The sequence below is a fragment of the Streptomyces sp. NPDC059874 genome, assembly GCF_042731135.1.
In the GTDB taxonomy this organism is placed as follows: Bacteria; Actinomycetota; Actinomycetes; order Streptomycetales; family Streptomycetaceae; genus Streptomyces.
On the sequence record NZ_JBHWJY010000002.1, the window covers coordinates 178,025 to 194,084 of the forward strand.

16 protein-coding genes are annotated in these 16,060 nt (G+C 71.6%); 9 read left to right on the forward strand and 7 right to left on the reverse strand.

The features are described from left to right. Positions 1-124 precede the first annotated feature (124 nt). On the forward strand, positions 125-697 hold the full coding sequence (locus ACFV9H_RS02040; RefSeq protein WP_385391959.1) for a GNAT family N-acetyltransferase: 573 nt from the start codon (positions 125-127) through the stop codon (positions 695-697). A gap of 112 nt (positions 698-809) precedes the next feature. Continuing rightward, positions 810-1,640 carry a class I SAM-dependent methyltransferase gene (locus ACFV9H_RS02045; protein WP_385391961.1) on the forward strand — a complete coding sequence of 277 codons (831 nt, stop codon included), beginning with the start codon at positions 810-812 and terminating at the stop codon, positions 1,638-1,640. Here ACFV9H_RS02045 and ACFV9H_RS02050 read toward each other — a convergent pair. Next, positions 1,594-2,586, reverse strand: coding sequence for a LysR family transcriptional regulator (locus ACFV9H_RS02050; RefSeq protein WP_385391963.1), 993 nt, complete (start codon positions 2,584-2,586; stop codon positions 1,594-1,596). The two genes, ACFV9H_RS02045 and ACFV9H_RS02050, sit on opposite strands and share 47 nt — an antisense overlap. 181 nt (positions 2,587-2,767) lie before the next feature. On the opposite strand from ACFV9H_RS02050, the gene ACFV9H_RS02055 reads away from it, so the two are divergent. Next, positions 2,768-6,241: a M28 family peptidase gene (locus tag ACFV9H_RS02055; protein ID WP_385392122.1), complete on the forward strand. Its 3,474-nt coding sequence runs from the start codon at positions 2,768-2,770 to the stop codon at positions 6,239-6,241. A 153-nt stretch (positions 6,242-6,394) separates the two neighbouring features. Here ACFV9H_RS02055 and ACFV9H_RS02060 read toward each other — a convergent pair whose 3' ends face one another. Continuing rightward, on the reverse strand, positions 6,395-6,919 hold the full coding sequence (locus tag ACFV9H_RS02060; protein WP_385391966.1) for an FxLYD domain-containing protein: 525 nt from the start codon (positions 6,917-6,919) through the stop codon (positions 6,395-6,397). Between the two features lie 134 nt (positions 6,920-7,053). Then, a complete protein-coding gene (locus ACFV9H_RS02065) occupies positions 7,054-7,662 on the reverse strand; it encodes a TetR/AcrR family transcriptional regulator (protein ID WP_385391969.1) in 609 nt (202 codons plus the stop codon). Positions 7,663-7,794: 132 nt separating this feature from the next. Between ACFV9H_RS02065 and ACFV9H_RS02070 the strand changes: the two genes are divergently transcribed. Both ACFV9H_RS02070 and ACFV9H_RS02075 read left to right on the forward strand, forming a co-directional pair. Next, positions 7,795-9,288, forward strand: coding sequence for an APC family permease (locus ACFV9H_RS02070; RefSeq protein WP_385391973.1), 1,494 nt, complete (start codon positions 7,795-7,797; stop codon positions 9,286-9,288). 5 nt (positions 9,289-9,293) lie between these two features. Further along, complete coding sequence (locus tag ACFV9H_RS02075) at positions 9,294-10,151, forward strand: carbon-nitrogen hydrolase family protein (protein ID WP_385391975.1); 858 nt, start codon at positions 9,294-9,296, stop codon at positions 10,149-10,151. Positions 10,152-10,220: 69 nt separating this feature from the next. On the opposite strand, the gene ACFV9H_RS02080 is transcribed toward ACFV9H_RS02075, so the two are convergent. Further along, entirely contained in the window at positions 10,221-12,008 is a 1,788-nt protein-coding gene (locus tag ACFV9H_RS02080) for a DUF2264 domain-containing protein (RefSeq protein WP_385391977.1), read from the reverse strand. Between the two features lie 64 nt (positions 12,009-12,072). Beyond that, on the reverse strand, positions 12,073-12,363 hold the full coding sequence (locus tag ACFV9H_RS02085) for a hypothetical protein (RefSeq protein ID WP_385391979.1): 291 nt from the start codon (positions 12,361-12,363) through the stop codon (positions 12,073-12,075). Between the two features lie 66 nt (positions 12,364-12,429). Between ACFV9H_RS02085 and ACFV9H_RS02090 the strand changes: the two genes are divergently transcribed. Beyond that, a complete protein-coding gene (locus ACFV9H_RS02090; protein WP_385391981.1) occupies positions 12,430-12,819 on the forward strand; it encodes a two-component system response regulator in 390 nt (129 codons plus the stop codon). Between the two features lie 195 nt (positions 12,820-13,014). Here ACFV9H_RS02090 and ACFV9H_RS02095 read toward each other — a convergent pair whose 3' ends face one another. After that, the gene (locus ACFV9H_RS02095) at positions 13,015-13,425 is read right to left on the reverse strand and encodes a rodlin (protein ID WP_385391984.1); all 411 of its coding nucleotides are present in this window, start codon (positions 13,423-13,425) and stop codon (positions 13,015-13,017) included. 111 nt (positions 13,426-13,536) lie between these two features. After that, positions 13,537-13,725, reverse strand: coding sequence for a hypothetical protein (locus tag ACFV9H_RS02100; protein ID WP_385391987.1), 189 nt, complete (start codon positions 13,723-13,725; stop codon positions 13,537-13,539). Positions 13,726-13,803: 78 nt separating this feature from the next. Between ACFV9H_RS02100 and ACFV9H_RS02105 the strand changes: the two genes are divergently transcribed. The 3 genes from ACFV9H_RS02105 (at position 13,804) to ACFV9H_RS02115 (ending at position 15,988) form a co-directional block, all read left to right on the forward strand. After that, entirely contained in the window at positions 13,804-14,235 is a 432-nt protein-coding gene (locus ACFV9H_RS02105; protein WP_385391990.1) for a GNAT family N-acetyltransferase, read from the forward strand. Between the two features lie 70 nt (positions 14,236-14,305). Continuing rightward, positions 14,306-15,151, forward strand: a complete 846-nt coding sequence (locus tag ACFV9H_RS02110; RefSeq protein WP_385391992.1) for a PhzF family phenazine biosynthesis protein — start codon at positions 14,306-14,308, stop codon at positions 15,149-15,151. A gap of 408 nt (positions 15,152-15,559) precedes the next feature. Further along, complete coding sequence (locus ACFV9H_RS02115; RefSeq protein WP_385391994.1) at positions 15,560-15,988, forward strand: hypothetical protein; 429 nt, start codon at positions 15,560-15,562, stop codon at positions 15,986-15,988. Positions 15,989-16,060 lie beyond the last annotated feature (72 nt).

The window sequence follows — 16,060 nt, forward strand, 5'->3', positions numbered from 1 at the left end:
ACAGCTCTTGGGCATGCGTCCGGAACGGCGGGCGCCCGACAGCGGGCGTCCGGACCGGACCGAGAGGAAGCTATCGGAAATCGTTTTCATTTCCAATAGCTCGATTTTCCGCTACGGTGGGATCATGGAGAATCTGAGAGAACGTCAGACGCCGGTGCTCCACGACCTGGGTGCCTACCAGGTGCGGCACGCGGGACCGGAGGACGTACGGGGCGCGCGCAGCGTCATGCTCGACACCTTCTACCGGGAGTTCGACTACGGGTACGTCCCCGAGTGGCACGCCGACGTGGTCGACATCCGCGGCACCTACCTCGACGACCCGCGCCACGCCCTCGTCGTGGCCGTACGGGACGACGAGGTGGTGGGCACCTGCGCCGTGCACTCCCGGGGGCCCGCCCACCCGCCGCATCCGCGGTGGCTGGCCGAGCGCTACCCGTCGGGCCGCACCGCCCAGCTCCTGCGGGTGTACGTGCGCCCCGAACACCGGCGGCACGGGCTGGCCCGCGCCATGGTCCGGGCGGCCTGCGCCTTCGCCGCCGGGGTTCCGGGCTACGAGACCGTCTACCTGCACACCAATGTCGACATTCCGGGCGCGGAGGGGTTCTGGCGGAGCCTGGCCACCGAGGTCTGCGACGCCCGCACGACGGGCGAGCACGGCGGCTACGGGACGGTGCACTTCGAGATCCCGCTCGCATAACGCCTGCTCAGCGCCCGCCCCCGCGCCACCGACGGCCGCCAACGGGCCGCCGCCCCGGAACGTACCTATGCTCGAAGGAGGGGCTGACCCGACTCCTCGGAGGGCGGCTGTCATGACCGAGTCGATCGACGCGGCCCAGGCGGACCGTACGCTGAAGGCCAAGCACCGTGCGATGTGGGCCCTGGGCGACTATCCGTCCGTGGTCTCGCACCTCATCCCCGACCTGGGTGCCGTGCTCGTCCGTGAGTGCGGCGTGGGCCGCGGCGACCGGGTGCTCGACGTCGCCGCGGGCTCCGGCAACGCGGCCATTCCGGCCGCGCTGGCCGGAGCCGACGTCGTGGCGTCCGATCTCACGCCCGACCTGATGGAGGTGGGGCGGCACCTGGCCTCCGTACGCGGGGCCCGGCTGGAGTGGCGGGAGGCCGACGCCGAGGCGCTGCCCTTCGCGGACGGCGAGTTCGACACCGTGATGTCCTGCCTCGGCGTGATGTTCGCGCCGCACCACCAGACCGCCGCCGACGAGCTGTTGCGGGTCTGCCGCTCCGGCGGCACCATCGGGCTGCTCAACTGGACTCCGCAGGGCTTCATAGGTCGGATGTTCGCCACGATGAAGCCCTACGCTCCCCCGCCGCCGCCCGGCGCGCTGCCGCCGCCGTTGTGGGGGGACCCGGAACACGTCCACGAGCTGCTGGGCGAAGGGGTGAGCGACCTGGTCGCCCGCCGCGAGACGGTCCGGGTGGACCGGTTCAAGAAGCCGTCGGAGTTCCGGGAGTTCTTCAAGGCCCTGTACGGGCCGACCATCGCCGTCTACCGGGCGATCGCCGACGACCCCGAGCGGGTCGCCGCCCTGGACGGCGACCTCGACGCCCTCGCCGCCGAACACACCTCGGACGGCGTCATGGAGTGGGAGTACCTGCTGCTGACGGCTCACCGCCGAGGCTGATCTGCAGTTCCGGGTGGGCGTCCCACCAGTCCTTGTGGAAGCGGTTGTTGTCCACGTTGGCCAGATAGGCGCGGGCCGCGGCCCGGTACAGCAGTTCCGCCTGCCCGGCCGAGACCGCCGAGCGGTTCCAGGCGAGCCGGATGCGCCCGTTGATCGGATTGCCGATCAGCGGGCGCATCACCGTACCGGCCGCCTGCGGGGCCGTGGGCTGGCTCAGCGAGATCGCGCGGCCGGCGGCGATCAGGTCGTAGTGCATCATGCGGTCGGTGATCCGGTAGCGCAGTGACGGGCTGAACCCGGCCTTCGCGCAGGCGGCGACGAGGGCCTCCGGACCGCCGTCGTCGTCCTCCACCAGGGTCATCCACGACTCCTCGGCGAGGTCGGCGAGGTCGATGCGCTCCCGCCCGGCCAGCAGGTGTTTCGCCGACAGCCGGATGCAGAAGGGCTCCTTCGGGACGAGCGTCCTGGCGAGGACCCCCGCGGGGAGCGGCACCTCGTGGTCGTTGACCTCGCCGTAGACGATGGCGTCGTACCGTCCGGTGCCCAGCATCCGTGCCAGCGCGGTCACCGAGTCCTCCAGGTCGACGGTGATCTCCCGGCCGGCCATGAACAGGTCGGTCTGGGCGAGGAGTCCGTCGATCAGCACGAGCAGGATGCAGCCCAGCCGCAACGGGGTTCCGGCGCCGATCGCCCGCGCCTCCGCGCCCAGCGCGTCCATCTCGCTCAGCACGCGGCGCGCCTTGGCCAGCACGAAGTGACCCAGCGCGGTCGGCTCCACCCCGCTGCGCCCCCGTACGAAGAGCTCCCCGCCCGTGACCCGCTCGATCCGGCGCAGCTGCGCCGAAAGTGCCGGCTGGGACACCCCCAGCCGCCGCGCCGCGCCCCCCAGGCTTCCCGCCTCCGCTATCCGGCAGACGGCTTGCAGATGCCTCAACTCCAGCTGCATCCGGGCAGCGTACGCAGCGCGCCGCCGGCGCACCATAACGCGGACCTTATGTCCGCCGGGATGACCCAAACCCGTCATGTACACGCTCATACTCGGCCGCGAGCGAACACTCATCCCACCCAACCCCCCACGATCGGAGTGGACGTTGCAGCCCACCAGATGGACGGCGGCCGTGGCAGCGATGGCGCTGACCGCGAGCCTCGCCGGCACGCTGGCCGGGACGGCGTCGGCGGCGCAGCACGCGCAGCCCGCACCGTCCCAGAAGGACACCCCGGCCGCGCGCGCGGTCGCGGCCGCCGACCAGGCCGTCGGCAGCGGTCTCGACACCCTGGTCAACTCCGCGCAGGAGCGGTACGAACGCCGGCTGGTCACCCCCTGGGTCAAGGACCTGTTCTCCGTCGCGTACGAGCGCAGTTACCGCGGCCTGCCGGTCGTCGGCGGCGACGCGGTGGTGCTCGCGGACGGCGCGGGCAAGGTGCGCGCCCTCCAGTCGGCCTCCTCCGTACGGATCGACGTGTCGACCCGGGCGACGGTCAGCGCCAAGGACGCCGAGTCCACGTCGCGTTCGAAGCTGGTCGCCGTCGACAAGGTCGACAGCAGCCGGCTCGTCGTCCGGCTGAGGGACGACGAGCCCGTACTGGCCTGGGAGACCGTCCTGATCGGCCGGACGAAGACGGCGCCCAGCAAGCTGCACGTCTTCGTGGACGCGCGGACGGGCTCCTTCGTCGACAGCTACGACGACGTGGTCGCCGGCACCGGCAACAGCAAGTGGAACGGCCCGAACCCGCTCACGATCGACACCACCAACTCGGCTGGCTCGTACTCCCTGCGCGACCCGAACCGGACCGGCCTGAGCTGCGCGGACTACAGCAGCGGCACGGTCTTCACGAAGTCCTCCGACTCCTGGGGCACCGGCAACCCCACGAGCAAGGAGACCGGCTGCGTCGACCTGATGTTCGCCGCGCAGAAGCAGTGGGACATGCTGAGCCAGTGGCTGGGCCGCAACGGCGTCAGCGGGAACGGCCGCAGCTTCCCCGCCAAGGTCGGGCTGAACGACCTCAACGCCTACTGGGACGGCAGTTCGGTCACCATCGGGCGCAACAGCGCCAACGAGTGGATCGCCGGCGCGGACGTGGTGGCCCACGAGTACGGGCACGCCATCGACTCCAACACCCCCGGTGGCACCAGTGGCCAGGAAGCCGGTCTCGGCGAGGGCACCGGTGACATCTTCGGTGCGCTGACCGAGGCTTTCGCCAATGAGCCGTCCCCGTACGACACCCCGGACTACACGGTCGGCGAGGTCATCAACCTCCAGGGCCAGGGTCCGATCCGCAACATGTACAACCCGTCGGCCATCGACAACGACCCGAACTGCTACAGCTCGGCGATACCCGGCACCGAGGTCCACGCGGCGGCGGGCCCGCTGAACCACTGGTTCTACCTGCTCGCCGAGGGCAGCAACCCGGGCGGCGGCAAGCCGAACAGCCCCACCTGCAACCAGTCCACCGTGACCGGCGTGGGCGTCCAGAACGCCGGGAAGATCTTCTACGGAGGCATGCTGCTCAAGACGAGCAGCATGTCGTACAAGAAGTACCGGACGGCGACGCTGAGTTCCGCCAAGTCGCTCGACACCACCTGCGACCTCTTCAACAAGACCAAGGCCGCCTGGGACGCGATCAGCGTGCCCGCCCAGTCCGCGGACCCGACGTGCACGCCGAGCGGTCAGAACAACGACTTCTCGATGACGCTGAACCCCGCGTCGGGCACCGTCCAGCAGGGCGGTACGGTCACCACCACGGTCGGCACCACCGTCACGACCGGCACCGCACAGTCGGTGACCCTGACCGCGACCGGCCTGCCGGCCGGAGTGAGCGCCTCCTTCAACCCGGCCACCGTGCAGTCCGGCCAGTCCTCGGTGCTGACCCTGACCGCCACCGCCAACGCGACTCCGGGCGCGGCCACCGTGGTCGTCAAGGGACAGGGCAGCACCCTGTCGCACACCGTCGACTTCGCGCTCAACGTCGGCGGCACCCAGCCCGGCAACGACCCGCCGAACATCAACGTGGCCAACGTGCAGGCGCACCTCACCCAGTTGAACACCATCGCCTCGCAGAACGGTGGCAACCGCCGTGCGGGCAGCGCCGGTTACACCCAGTCGGTGGCGTACATCAAGGGCAAGCTCCAGGCCGCCGGCTACACGGTCACCGAGCAGAACTGCTCCTCCTGCACCTACCCGTCGAACAACCTGATCGCCGACTGGCCCGGCGGCCCCGCCGACCAGGTCGTCATGTTCGGCGCCCACCTCGACAGCGTCTCGGCCGGTCCCGGCATCAACGACAACGGCTCGGGTTCCGCGACCCTGCTGGAGAACGCGCTCGTACTCGCCCAGAAGAACCCGACGATGACCAAGCACGTGCGCTTCGCCTGGTGGACGGACGAGGAGCAGGGCCTCAACGGCTCCGAGTTCTACGTGGGCCGGCTCAGCAGCACCGAGAAGGCCGCCATCAAGGGCTACTACAACTTCGACATGGTCGGCTCCACCAACGGCGGCTACTTCATCAACAACCTCAACTCCGCCACCGCCGCGCCGCTCAAGGCGTACTGGACCTCCCTGAACCTCGCTCCCGAGGAGAACACCGAGGGCCAGGGCCGCAGCGACGACTACTCCTTCCAGCAGGGCGGCATCCCGACCTCCGGCTACGCAGCCGGCGCCAGTGCCCGCAAGACCTCGGCGCAGGCCGCCAAGTGGGGCGGCACCGCGAACGCGGCCTACGACCCCTGCTACCACAGCTCCTGCGACACCACGAACAACATCAGCGCCACGGTCCTGGACCGCAGCGCGGACGGTGTCGCGTACGCCGTCTGGAAGCAGGCCGTCGGCGGTGAGACGCCCGCGCAGGACTTCTCCATCGGCGTCAGCCCGACCGCGGGCAGCGCGGCCCCCGGCGGTTCCACCTCCGCCACGGTGAACACCTCCACCGTGAGCGGCGCCGCCCAGACCGTCGCCCTCTCCGTCTCGGGCGCCCCGGCCGGGGTGAACGCCACGCTCAGCCCGACGTCCGTGCAGTCGGGCAGCTCCTCGACGCTGTCCGTCCAGGTCGGCGCGAGCACCGCGCCCGGCACCTACACCCTGACGGTCACCGGCTCCGGCACCGTCAGCCACACCACCACGTACACGCTGACCGTGACCGGCGGCGGCAGCTGCACGCCGCGCCAGCTGGTGGTCAACGGCGGCTTCGAGAGCGGCTCCGCCCCGTGGACCGCGACCGCCGGCGTGATCACCAACCAGTCCGGACAGGTCCCGCGTTCGGGCAGCTACATGGCCTGGCTGAACGGGTACGGCTCCAGCCACACGGACAGCGCCTCGCAGTCGCTGACGATCCCGTCGGGCTGCTCCTCGTACCAGCTCTCGTTCTTCCTGCACATCGACACGGACGAGAACGAGAACGTGGTCTACGACAAGTTCACCGTCTCGGTGGGCGGTCAGACACTGGAGACCCTGTCCAACCTGAACGCGAACTCCGGCTACGTCCAGAAGACGTACAACCTCTCGCAGTTCGCCGGTCAGACCGTCACCCTGAAGTTCAACGGCGTGGAGGACCAGTCCCTGCAGACCTCCTTCGTCGTGGACGACGTCACGGTCCAGGTGAGCTGACGCCCGCCTGAACGGCTGAACGGCTGAACACCCGATAGTCCGGCCCGGTCCCCGTCTGCCGCGGGGACCGGGCCGGACCCGTTCGGTCCGTCACCTTCCGGACGGCGCCGCCGCCCGCCTCCACGGTCCAGGCAGGGGGCTCCGCCCGACCGGTCAGGACGCGAACCGGATGACTTTGACGATCCGGCAGGTGATCGTCTCCGAGATCTGGCTCAGCCCCTGCGCGGTGACCTCGGCGTGCTGTCCCGGGGCCAGCCGGAGGGTCGACGCGTAGGCCTCGCCGAGCCGCTTCCCGGCCGCGTTGACGAACTCGACCTCGACGCTGTAGTCGCTGCTCTTGCTCGAGCGGTTGTCGATCAGGAGCCTCGCACTGGCCCACTTCGTCACGGAGCTGAGCTCACACCCCGTGATCTTCACGTCGCCCTCGGGACCGCGTTCCTGCGTCGCCTCCCGGGTGGACCGTGACGGGGTGATCCGATCCGGCTCCTTCGCCCCGTCACCGCCGATCAGCAAGCCGGCCAGGAGGAGCAGCACCACCAGGGCCAGCGCTCCCAGGCACGAGCAGCCGATGACCTTCCCCGTACTGCGCTTCGGCGGCGCGGGCGGCCGGGGCGGCCCCCAGCCCTCGGGGGGCTGCTGCGGGTGTCCCCAAGCGGGCGGGGGCTCCTGGTGCGACATGGATCCAGGGTCCGCCCGGTCGCGCGGGGCCGCATCCGGGCGCCAGGTCTTGTCGTCAAAGTGACGCCGGGCCAGGCGCCACTTTGACGACAAGACCTAGTGCTGTGACCCGGTGAACCCTTCCGGTCACAGCACTACGGAGCCTCCGCGCCGGGGTCGTACCCCGTGACGGCGCGGGCGTAGGCGTGCAACGCGGTGAGCACCTCGGAGCGGGTGCGGCGGCCGGCGAGGATCTCCATCTGGTAGCCGTCCTCCATGGCGACGAGGCTCGCCGCCAGCAGCCTCGGCGCGTCGGTCAGCCGGAAGTGCCCCTGCGACTCGCCCAGGACCAGGATCCCGTAGTACACCGCTACCTGACGCTCGGTCAGGGCGCTGTCCAGGGCTGCGGCCTTGGGGTCGCGCAGGCTGCGCGGCCAGTACTCGAAGAGCAGCCGGGGCAACAGGTCGTCGGGCCCCGAGGCCACGCCCGAGGAGATACAGCCGGCCAGCCGCAGCCGGGCGTCCGGCAGCCGTTCGGCGGCCTGCTCCCGCTCGCGGCAGAAGCGTTCGATGGCCTGCTGGAAGGTCTCGTACATCAGCTCGTCGAGATCGCCGTAGTAGTACAGGACGGCGGCCGGCGTGACCCCGGCCTCGGCCGCCACGTCCTTGAGGCGCAGGCCCTCCAGACCGCGGCTGAGCAATGCTCGCTGCGCCGCCGCGCCGAGCTCGGCGCGGCGCGCCTCCTGATCCTTGCGTCGCCCCACGGCCCTCGCCTCCCGACTGTCGCTGCTTGATCGCTGAACTCAGTCGTAACGATACCCGACCGGCTATTGACGGATCGCCTGCGGTTTTCTTAAATCGGCGTTTAACAAATCCCGCGCACCCGGAGGCCCCTCATGACGACCACCGCGAGACACCAGGACCCAGGGACGGCGCCACCCGGAAAGGGCCTGCGGGCCGGCACGGTCGGCCTGCTCGGATCGGTCGCCCTCGGCCTCTCCTCCGTCGCCCCGGCCTACTCGATCGCCGTCACCCTCGGCTTCGTCACCGTGGTCGCGCAGACCGCCGCGCCCGCCGCCCTGCTGCTCGGCTTCGTCCCGGTGCTGCTCACCGCGTACGCCTTCCGCGAGCTGAACCGGGAGATGCCCGACTGCGGCACCACCTTCGTCTGGACCACCCGCGCCTTCGGCCCCTTCGCCGGGTGGCTCGCCGGCGGCTGGGTCGTCCAGTGCGCCACCCTCATCGCGATGACCGCCCTCGCCCGGGTCGGCGCCGGCTACCTCCTCGGGCTGCTCGGCCTCGACACGCTCGCCGGCCACAGCCTGGCGGTCACCGGCACCGCCGTGCTGCTGCTCGCGGTCGTCACCCTGGTCGCCCGCCGCGGACTGCAGCTCGCGGCCTCCGTCCAGTACGCGCTGCTCGGTCTCCAACTGCTGGCACTGCTCGCCTTCGGCGTCGCCGCGCTCTCCCGGGACGGCGCCGCCACCCCCTCGCTCGCCTGGTTCGATCCGTTCGCCTTCGACGGCTTCGGACCGTTCGCCGAGGCGGTGCTGCTCTGCCTGTTCATCTACTGGGGCTGGGACGCGCTGATCACGGTCAACGAGGAGACCACGGACAGCACTCGCACGCCCGGCCGGGCCGCCGTCCTGTCCACCGTGATCCTGCTCGCCACCTACCTGTTCACCGCCGTGGCCGCGATCTCGTACGCCGGCGCCGGCGACACGGGCAGCGGCCTCGGCAACCCCGACAACGCCGCCGACGTCCTGGCGGCCCTCGCCCCCTCCGTCCTCGGCGAGGTCCTCGCCAAGGTGGTGCAGCTCGCGGTCTGCGTCTCCGCCGTCTCCGCGCTGCTCACGTGCACGGTCGGCAGTTCCCGCAGCACCCTCTCGATGGGCGCGCACCAGGCCCTGCCCCGGCGGTTCACCCGGATCCACCCGCGATTCGGCACCCCTAGCTTCGGCACCGTCTTCTTCGGAGCGGCCACGGCCCTCCTGCTCACCCTGCTGACCCTGGTCTCCGCGGACTTCCTCGGGGACGCGATCCTCTCCGTCGGCCTGCTCATCGCCCTCTACTACGGCGTCACCGGCCTGGCCTGCGCCTGGCACTTCCGCCGCAGCCTGCGCGGATCCGTCCGCGACCTCATGCTCAAAGGCCTCATGCCCCTCGCGGGCGGCCTGATGATGATCGCCGCGTTCGCCCGGACCGCCTACGACATGGTCGACCCCTCCTACGGCTCCACCTCCTTCGGCGGCATCGGCGGCGTGTTCCTGCTCGGAGCCGGATCCATCGCGCTCGGCGCGCTGGTCACGCTCGTCGTCGCCATCCGCTTCCCCCGCTTCTTCCGCGAAGGCCGCAGCGCCGTCGCCGAACTCACCGTCAAGGACAGCTGATCCCCATGCGCACCCTCGCCGTCGCCGCCCTCCAGACCTCCCCCGTCCCCCACGACCTCGAAGCCACCTGGGAGCGCTACGCGGACCGCGTCCGCGCCGTCCGCGCCACCTTCCCGCACGTGCAGCTCGTCGTCGTCCCCGAACTGCTGCTCGCCGCGGAGGCGCCCCTGCTCCAGGCCCGGTCCGACTGGATGCACGAGGCCGCCGTCACAGTCCCCGGCCCGCTCACCGACCGGATCTGCGCCCTGGCCCGCGAGACGGGCCTGTGGCTCGTCCCCGGAAGCCTCTACGAGCGGGCGGGCGACGGCCGGATCCACAACACTGCGATCGCGGTCTCCCCCGAGGGCGAGATCGCCGCCTCCTACCGCAAGGTCTTCCCCTGGCAGCCGTACGAGACCACCGCGCCCGGTGGCGAGTTCGTGGTCTTCGACCTGCCCGGCATCGGCCGCGCGGGGCTGGCGATCTGTTACGACGGATCGTTCCCGGAGACCGCCCGCCAACTCGCCTGGCTCGGCGCCGAGGTGATCATCCAGCCGACCCTCACCACGACGCGGGACCGCGAGATGGAGCTGGTCTGCGCCCGCGCCAACGCCTGGACCAACCAGGTCTACGTGGTCAACGTCAACGGCGCCGATCCCGCCGCGGTCGGCGCCAGCGCCATCGTCGACCCCGAGGGAATCGTCCGCCAGCAGGCGGGCGGCGGCGAGGAGGTGCTCGTCGACGTCCTCGACCTCGACGCCGTCACCCGCGTGCGCACCCATGGCAGCGCCGGCCTCAACCGCCCCTGGGAGCAGCTCGCCCGCTACGGCTCCACCATCCACCTGCCCGCCTACGGCGCGACCTTCCAGCCCGTGCCACGGTGACGACCCGGGCCGTACGGGATCCCCGCTCCCGTACGGCTCCGTCGTGTGCGCCCTGCGCCGAAGGGGCCCCTACTGGCGCTTGCGGGCGTGGTCCACGGTGAGCGGTGCGAAGGAGACCCGGGTCACCGATCCGTCGTCCGCCCACCGCACCTCGACGGCGTCGGTACCCGCCGCCGTCACCCCGGCGGCCGCTTCGTCCAGGGGGTCCTCCCGCGGATCGTCCGCGAGTCTGGCGAGGCAGGCGTACAGCGCCGTCCCTTCCGCGTCGGCCGAGAGCCTCGGCATGCGGGCCGACGCCGTGTAGGCGGTGCCGGCGGGCGCCCGTACGTCTTCCGCCTCCGCCCATCCGTGCAGCGGGTGCAGCTCGGAGCGCGGGGGTTGGTCGGGGCCGGTGGCCCAGCCCGTCTGGTGGACGCGGGCGCCGGGCGGTGCGCCGAGCACCCGGTGGACGCGCAGCTCGAACGGTCCCCTGGCCACGGTGACGCTCTCCACGCGCAGTCCGGGCACGGTGGCGGGGCCGCTGCCGAAGACCGGCAGGTGCCACGAGCCGGCCCAGCCCCAGCCGTCGCCCTGCCCGGCGCCGAGGGGGTGGATGCGGCGGCGGGCGCTGCGCACCCCGGCCACCTCCACGCCGAGGTGGTTGTCGGGGACGTTGGAGTACGCGGTCGGGCCGGTCCGGGTCGAGTACGCCTGGCGCGCGTACAGCGGGTCCTCCTCGGCTGCCGACTCCCCCTGGGCCGGGCCGACGTGGTCGCTGCCGTGATTGTGTAGCGGGTGGCCGGCCGGCGCGAGCAGGCAGACGAAGGCCTTGGACGCCCAGTACGGCGACGCGGGCCCGGAGTAGGGCTGGAGCGTCGCCTCGTGCGGGCCGTGCCAGCCGAGGGTGAGCAGCCCGTCGGCGTCGACCGCGCCGCGGTCGAGGAAGTAGCGCAGCGACCCGCTGAGCAGCCGGCGCGAGGTGCCCGGGGTGAGCGGTGTGTGGCCGGTGACCGCGCCGAGGCCGACGGCGGAGGCGGCGGCGAAGCGGTAGGTGAGGGAGCGCCCGAAGTGGACGGGCGCGCCGTCGGCCCCGAAGAGCAGGGAGAGGCCGTCGAGGTGCTCGCGCAGCCGGTCGCCGTGCGGGCCCGCGGTGTCCGCGCCGTCGGCGAGGTGGGCGTCGAGGACGGGATACAGGTGCAGGGCCCAGCCGTTGTAGTGGTCGAAGGCCCGTCCGTCGCCGTCGGCGTACCAGCCCTGGCCCCGGTACCAGACCTCCAGCAGATCGAGTCCGCGTCGGCGCGCCCGGGCGGTCTCCGCGTCCCCGCGCCCCACCGATTCCAGGAAGCCGGCCACGGTGAAGGGGAAGAGGTACCAGTTGTTGGGAGAGGGCAGGTGTCTCAGCGCTCCGCGCAGCCAGCGCTCGACCCGGTCCCGCACGCCGCTGTCGAGGCCGTCCCACAGCCAGGTCCTGGTCAGTCGCAGCCCCAGCGCGATGGAGGCGGCCTCGACCATCGGCTGACCCTGGTCGTGGCAGTCGCGCACGACCGGCCAGGACTCGGCGTCGTCACGGCCGGGTGTGCGGGTGCCGGCCGCCAGCCCCTCCGCGTACCGGTCGAGCCAGCCGTACGGGTCCTTGCCGTCGGCGCCCGCGACACGGAAGGCGGCGGCGAGGAAGGTCCGGGCGTACCCTTCGAGCCCGTCGGAGCGGACCCCCGAGGCGGAGGGCCGTCCCGGTAGCTCGAGCAGGGCCCCGCTCGCGGTGGCCCACCGCCAGGCGGCACGCAACAACCCGTCGGCGGCCGCCTCCCAGTGGTCGCGGGTGTAGCCGGTGTACGGGCTCAACTCGCGGTCTTCGGAGGGCAGTCCGGGGATCGTCATGCGAGGATCCTGATCGCGCGGCCGCCCGGGGTCAACGACTCGCTCCAGACACGCCCACCTCGGGCTACGGCGTCGCGCCCCCGGAGCCCGTCCCGGTCTCCGGGGCGATCATGGCGCTCATTCCGAGGTCCAGTTCCGCACCGTCGACGAGCAGCGCCTCGATGGAGCGCGTGCGCGGGTCGATGTCGGCCTCCACGCCCTGACCTCGGTAGTGGGGGTAGCCGGAGGCCCCGGTCTCGCCGGTCGCCTCGACCACGGCCACGCGCAGGGCCCTGTCGGCCGCGGAGCCGCCGCGCAGGTTCTCGATGTGCTCGGGTACCAGCAGGATCTCGAAGCTCTGCGGCTCAGGCGTCATGTCCCGAAGCTACCCGATCTCTCGTACCCTCTGCGGGAGCCCCACCAGCGGAAGAAGAGGAACACGATGAACGGCGAGCCCCCGAGCAAGATCCTTCTCGTGGCGAAGGACAGCACGCTCAAGGGCCTGCTGGAGCGCCTCCTCCTGGCCCGGGGCTACGCCGTGGTCGACGGCGGGAGCGGGGCGGACACCGTCGCGCTGCTGGGCAGCGAGGGCCCGGTCGCCCTGGTGGTCTGCGAGCGCACCGGGCCGGGTCTGGACGAGGTGGCGCTGTTCGAGGAGATCCGCCGCCACCCCGATCACGGCCCCGTCCCGATCCTCGCCCTGCCGCCGGCCGACCCGGAGTGCACGGCCCGCGCCTTGGAGGCCGGAGTGAACGACTGCCTCGCCAAGCCCTTCCACCCGACGGATTTCCTGAACCGCGTCGAGCGCCTGGCCGCCGGGCGGGCGTCCTAGCCCCTGCCACAGAGCCTCCGGCCCGATCTTCGGGCGGAGGCTCTGTGACGTGCGTACGTACGTGCTTGCGCATGGATCGGCGCCCACCGCGACGGCCTCGTGGCCGGCGCGCGCCTGCTGATGGGGTGGAACAAGCCGGGGCCCCGTGGGCACTCGCGCAGGCATCGGAGGCCCCGGCTCGCAGAGGGGACTGCGTCAGCTGCCGGCCGAGACGTTGCCCGAGAGGACCGGGATGTTGTCCAGGATGTGCGAGAGCGACTCGTCGCCCTTGGCCTGGGTGGAGTTCTCGGTGCACTGCTGGTTCTGCGGGTTGGACAGGACGTTGATGTCCTGAACACCGACGTTGACCAGGGCAAGCAGCGACTGGGCGTTGACCTTCGCCGGCAGGCCGATGCAGGGCTTGTTCAGGGTGCCCTGGACCAGGCCGAGCTGCGGGCTCAGGTCGCCGTGGGTCTTCTGGTTGCCGTAGATCTGCGCAGAGTTGTTGCCGTTGACGGTGTTGATCCCGTTGTCGTTGCCGATGGCCATGGCCGGTGCGGCGACTGCGGCGCCCGCGCCGAGGATGGATGCGGTGGCGGCGGCGGTGGCCATCATCTTCTTGATCATCGTTGGTCCTTCTCTTGCACGAGTGCAGGGTGGTAAGCACCTTGATCAACGCCCACGATCACGAAGGGTTATGGGGCTTCACCCGATCAGCGGCCAACGGGACCGCCGGCCTTACGCGGCCGGTACGACCGAGGCCCGTATCGCCGCGGCCCACTCCTGCAGCAGAAACGCGTGTCGGACGCGCTCCGCGTCGGACAGGCGGCCTTCGGCGCGGGCGAAGAGGCAGCGGATGTCGGCGTTGATCTCGGCGAGGGCACGCTCGGGGGCCGGGTGGGTGTCAGTGTCAGGAGTCGGGCTCACGTGATCAAGAGTAGGCGGGGCATCTGACAACGGTGGACCACGTCCGACATCCGGACGGTCCCGGATTAGTCTGACCACATGAAGATCATTGACCTTGAACCCGGCGACCCGCGACTGATCGAGGACCTGCTCCCCGTACTGCGCGAACTCCGCCTCCATCTCACCGAGGAGCTCTTCCTCACGATCCTCGCGGAAGGGCAGGGCCAGGGGCTGCGCTTCACCGCCGTGTACGACGAGGCCGGCGTGTGCGTGGGCGCGGCCGGCTGGCGCCTCGTGGCCAACACCCACCTGGTCCGCAAGCTCTACGTCGACGACCTGGTCACCTCCTCCACCGCCCGCTCGGGCGGCGTTGGGCACGCGCTGCTCGCGCACCTGGAGGAGCACGCCCGAGCCGCCGGGTGCGCCGCGCTCACGCTCGACTCCGGAACCCAGCGGAGCGACGCGCACCGCTTCTACTTCCGCGAGCGGATGGCCGTGACCGCCTTCAGCTTCGAGAAGCCTCTCGTCTGAGGAAACGGGCAGTCCACTCTCCCGGAATTGGCCTTGCCGGGGCGGTGATCGGCCTCGGTACGTTCGCGGCATGCGCATCCACGTCGTTGACGCCTTCGCCACTCGTCCCTTCGCCGGAAACCCCGCCGGTGTCTGTCTGCTCCCGGCCGGAGCCTGGCCACAGGACTCTTGGCTGCAGCGGATCGCCGCCGAGCTGAACCATCCGGAGACGGCCTTCGCGCTGCCGATCCCGGCCGGGGGCGAGGCCGAATGGGAGATCCGTTGGTTCACCCCGCTCGTCGAGGCCAATCTGTGCGGGCATGCCACATTGGCCACGGCGCACACGCTGCGCCGCGAGGGGTTGTTGACCGGCGGCTCGGTGCGGTTCCGCAGCCGGTTCAACGGCGTGCTGATCGCGCACGCCGGGGAGGACGGGGAGTTCACCCTGGACTTCCCGGCCGCCCCGGCGAACGAGGTTCCCGTCCCCGACGGCCTCGCCGACGCGCTCGGGGCCCGGCCCGAGAGCACCTTCCGTACCGGCGCGCTGGGCGATCTGCTCACCGTGCTGCCCGACGAGGCCGCCGTACGGTCGCTGCGCCCCGATCTCGGAGCGGTCGCGGCGCTGACCGTGCGCGAGGGGCTGCGCGGGGTCATCGTCACGGCGGCCGCGTCCGCGACCGCGGCGGGGGAGGACCCGGGCTACGACTTCGTCTCCCGCTTCTTCGCGCCCGCCAAGGGAATCCCCGAGGACCCGGTCACCGGTAGCGCCCACACTTCCCTGGCGCCCTTCTGGTCGGCGCGGCTGGGCGGGCGCGACGGGCTCGTCGGGTTCCAGGCCTCCGCACGCACCGGTTTGGTCAGGACCGCGCTGCGTGAGGACCGCGTACTGCTCACCGGGCATGCGGTCACCGTGCTCGAGGCCACTCTGACCGCATGAGAGCCCGGGTCCGCACCGGTCGGCCCGTGACCGAAACGTCGCCCGTCCGAGGCCCGCTCGGCCTCGTGGGTGCGGAGCCCGCCTTGTTAGGTTCCTGCCGATACCGACCTCGGGGAGACCGATCGCATGCCCGCATCCGGAGCCCGCGGGGGCCTGTACGCGACGGCCGTGGCCGCCGCCCTGCTGGCGGGCTCCGCCGGGTGCGCGGACAAGGGCGGCGGCACGTCGCCGGCTTCGGCTGCGGCCTCCGTGTCGGCATCCGCCTCTTCTGCTTCTGCTTCCGCCTCAGCGTCCGCTTCGCCCGCCTCGTCGCCGTCGGTCGCGGCATCACCCTCGGCGGCGGCCGCCGTGTCGGCCTCACCGTCGCGTACGCCGGCAGCGCCTCCGGCGCCACCGACCCGGCTGACGGTGTCCGTCGACACCCGGGGAGGCCGGCTCGCCCTCGTGCGCGGAGGGGCCGCGCAGGAGTTCACGGTCACCCTGCGGAACGGGAACTCCGCCGCGTACCGGCACGTGCTGGTCGCCTTCCAGATGGAGCTCCTCGTGGGCGAACCCGGGGACCAGCCGGGCAGCGGGCCGGGCTTCGTGCTGGAGCGACTCGACCCCGCCTCGGGCGTCTGGCGCCCGGCCGACCTGCGCATCGCCAACGACGTGAAGCCGCCTTCCCTGTTCACGGGCGGTACGCCGCTCGCCCGCGAGGCCGTCCGCGTCGAGCGCTACCGGATGCGCGCCACCGCCGGCGGGCCCACGGGCAGTAGCCCGGTGGTCGTGTCCTTCATCGACACGGACGCCGACCAGGTCGTGGGCCACATCTCCCTCGGACACACCACGCGCTGAGTCGCCTCGCCGGACCGGCCGAATATGACCGAACGGTCACAGGATCGGACACGGGGAACGCGCGCGGCACCT

Bases quoted from the DNA above. Each gene is read 5' to 3' on its own strand.
- ACFV9H_RS02040 (WP_385391959.1), top strand. From the start codon at position 125: ATGGAGAATCTGAGAGAACGTCAGACGCCGGTGCTCCACGACCTGGGT.
- ACFV9H_RS02045 (WP_385391961.1), top strand. From the start codon at position 810: ATGACCGAGTCGATCGACGCGGCCCAGGCGGACCGTACGCTGAAGGCC.
- ACFV9H_RS02050 (WP_385391963.1), bottom strand. From the start codon at position 2,586: ATGCAGCTGGAGTTGAGGCATCTGCAAGCCGTCTGCCGGATAGCGGAG.
- ACFV9H_RS02055 (WP_385392122.1), top strand. From the start codon at position 2,768: ATGGCGCTGACCGCGAGCCTCGCCGGCACGCTGGCCGGGACGGCGTCG.
- ACFV9H_RS02060 (WP_385391966.1), bottom strand. From the start codon at position 6,919: ATGTCGCACCAGGAGCCCCCGCCCGCTTGGGGACACCCGCAGCAGCCC.
- ACFV9H_RS02070 (WP_385391973.1), top strand. From the start codon at position 7,795: ATGACGACCACCGCGAGACACCAGGACCCAGGGACGGCGCCACCCGGA.
- ACFV9H_RS02075 (WP_385391975.1), top strand. From the start codon at position 9,294: ATGCGCACCCTCGCCGTCGCCGCCCTCCAGACCTCCCCCGTCCCCCAC.
- ACFV9H_RS02080 (WP_385391977.1), bottom strand. From the start codon at position 12,008: ATGACGATCCCCGGACTGCCCTCCGAAGACCGCGAGTTGAGCCCGTAC.
- ACFV9H_RS02085 (WP_385391979.1), bottom strand. From the start codon at position 12,363: ATGACGCCTGAGCCGCAGAGCTTCGAGATCCTGCTGGTACCCGAGCAC.
- ACFV9H_RS02090 (WP_385391981.1), top strand. From the start codon at position 12,430: ATGAACGGCGAGCCCCCGAGCAAGATCCTTCTCGTGGCGAAGGACAGC.
- ACFV9H_RS02095 (WP_385391984.1), bottom strand. From the start codon at position 13,425: ATGATCAAGAAGATGATGGCCACCGCCGCCGCCACCGCATCCATCCTC.
- ACFV9H_RS02105 (WP_385391990.1), top strand. From the start codon at position 13,804: ATGAAGATCATTGACCTTGAACCCGGCGACCCGCGACTGATCGAGGAC.
- ACFV9H_RS02110 (WP_385391992.1), top strand. From the start codon at position 14,306: ATGCGCATCCACGTCGTTGACGCCTTCGCCACTCGTCCCTTCGCCGGA.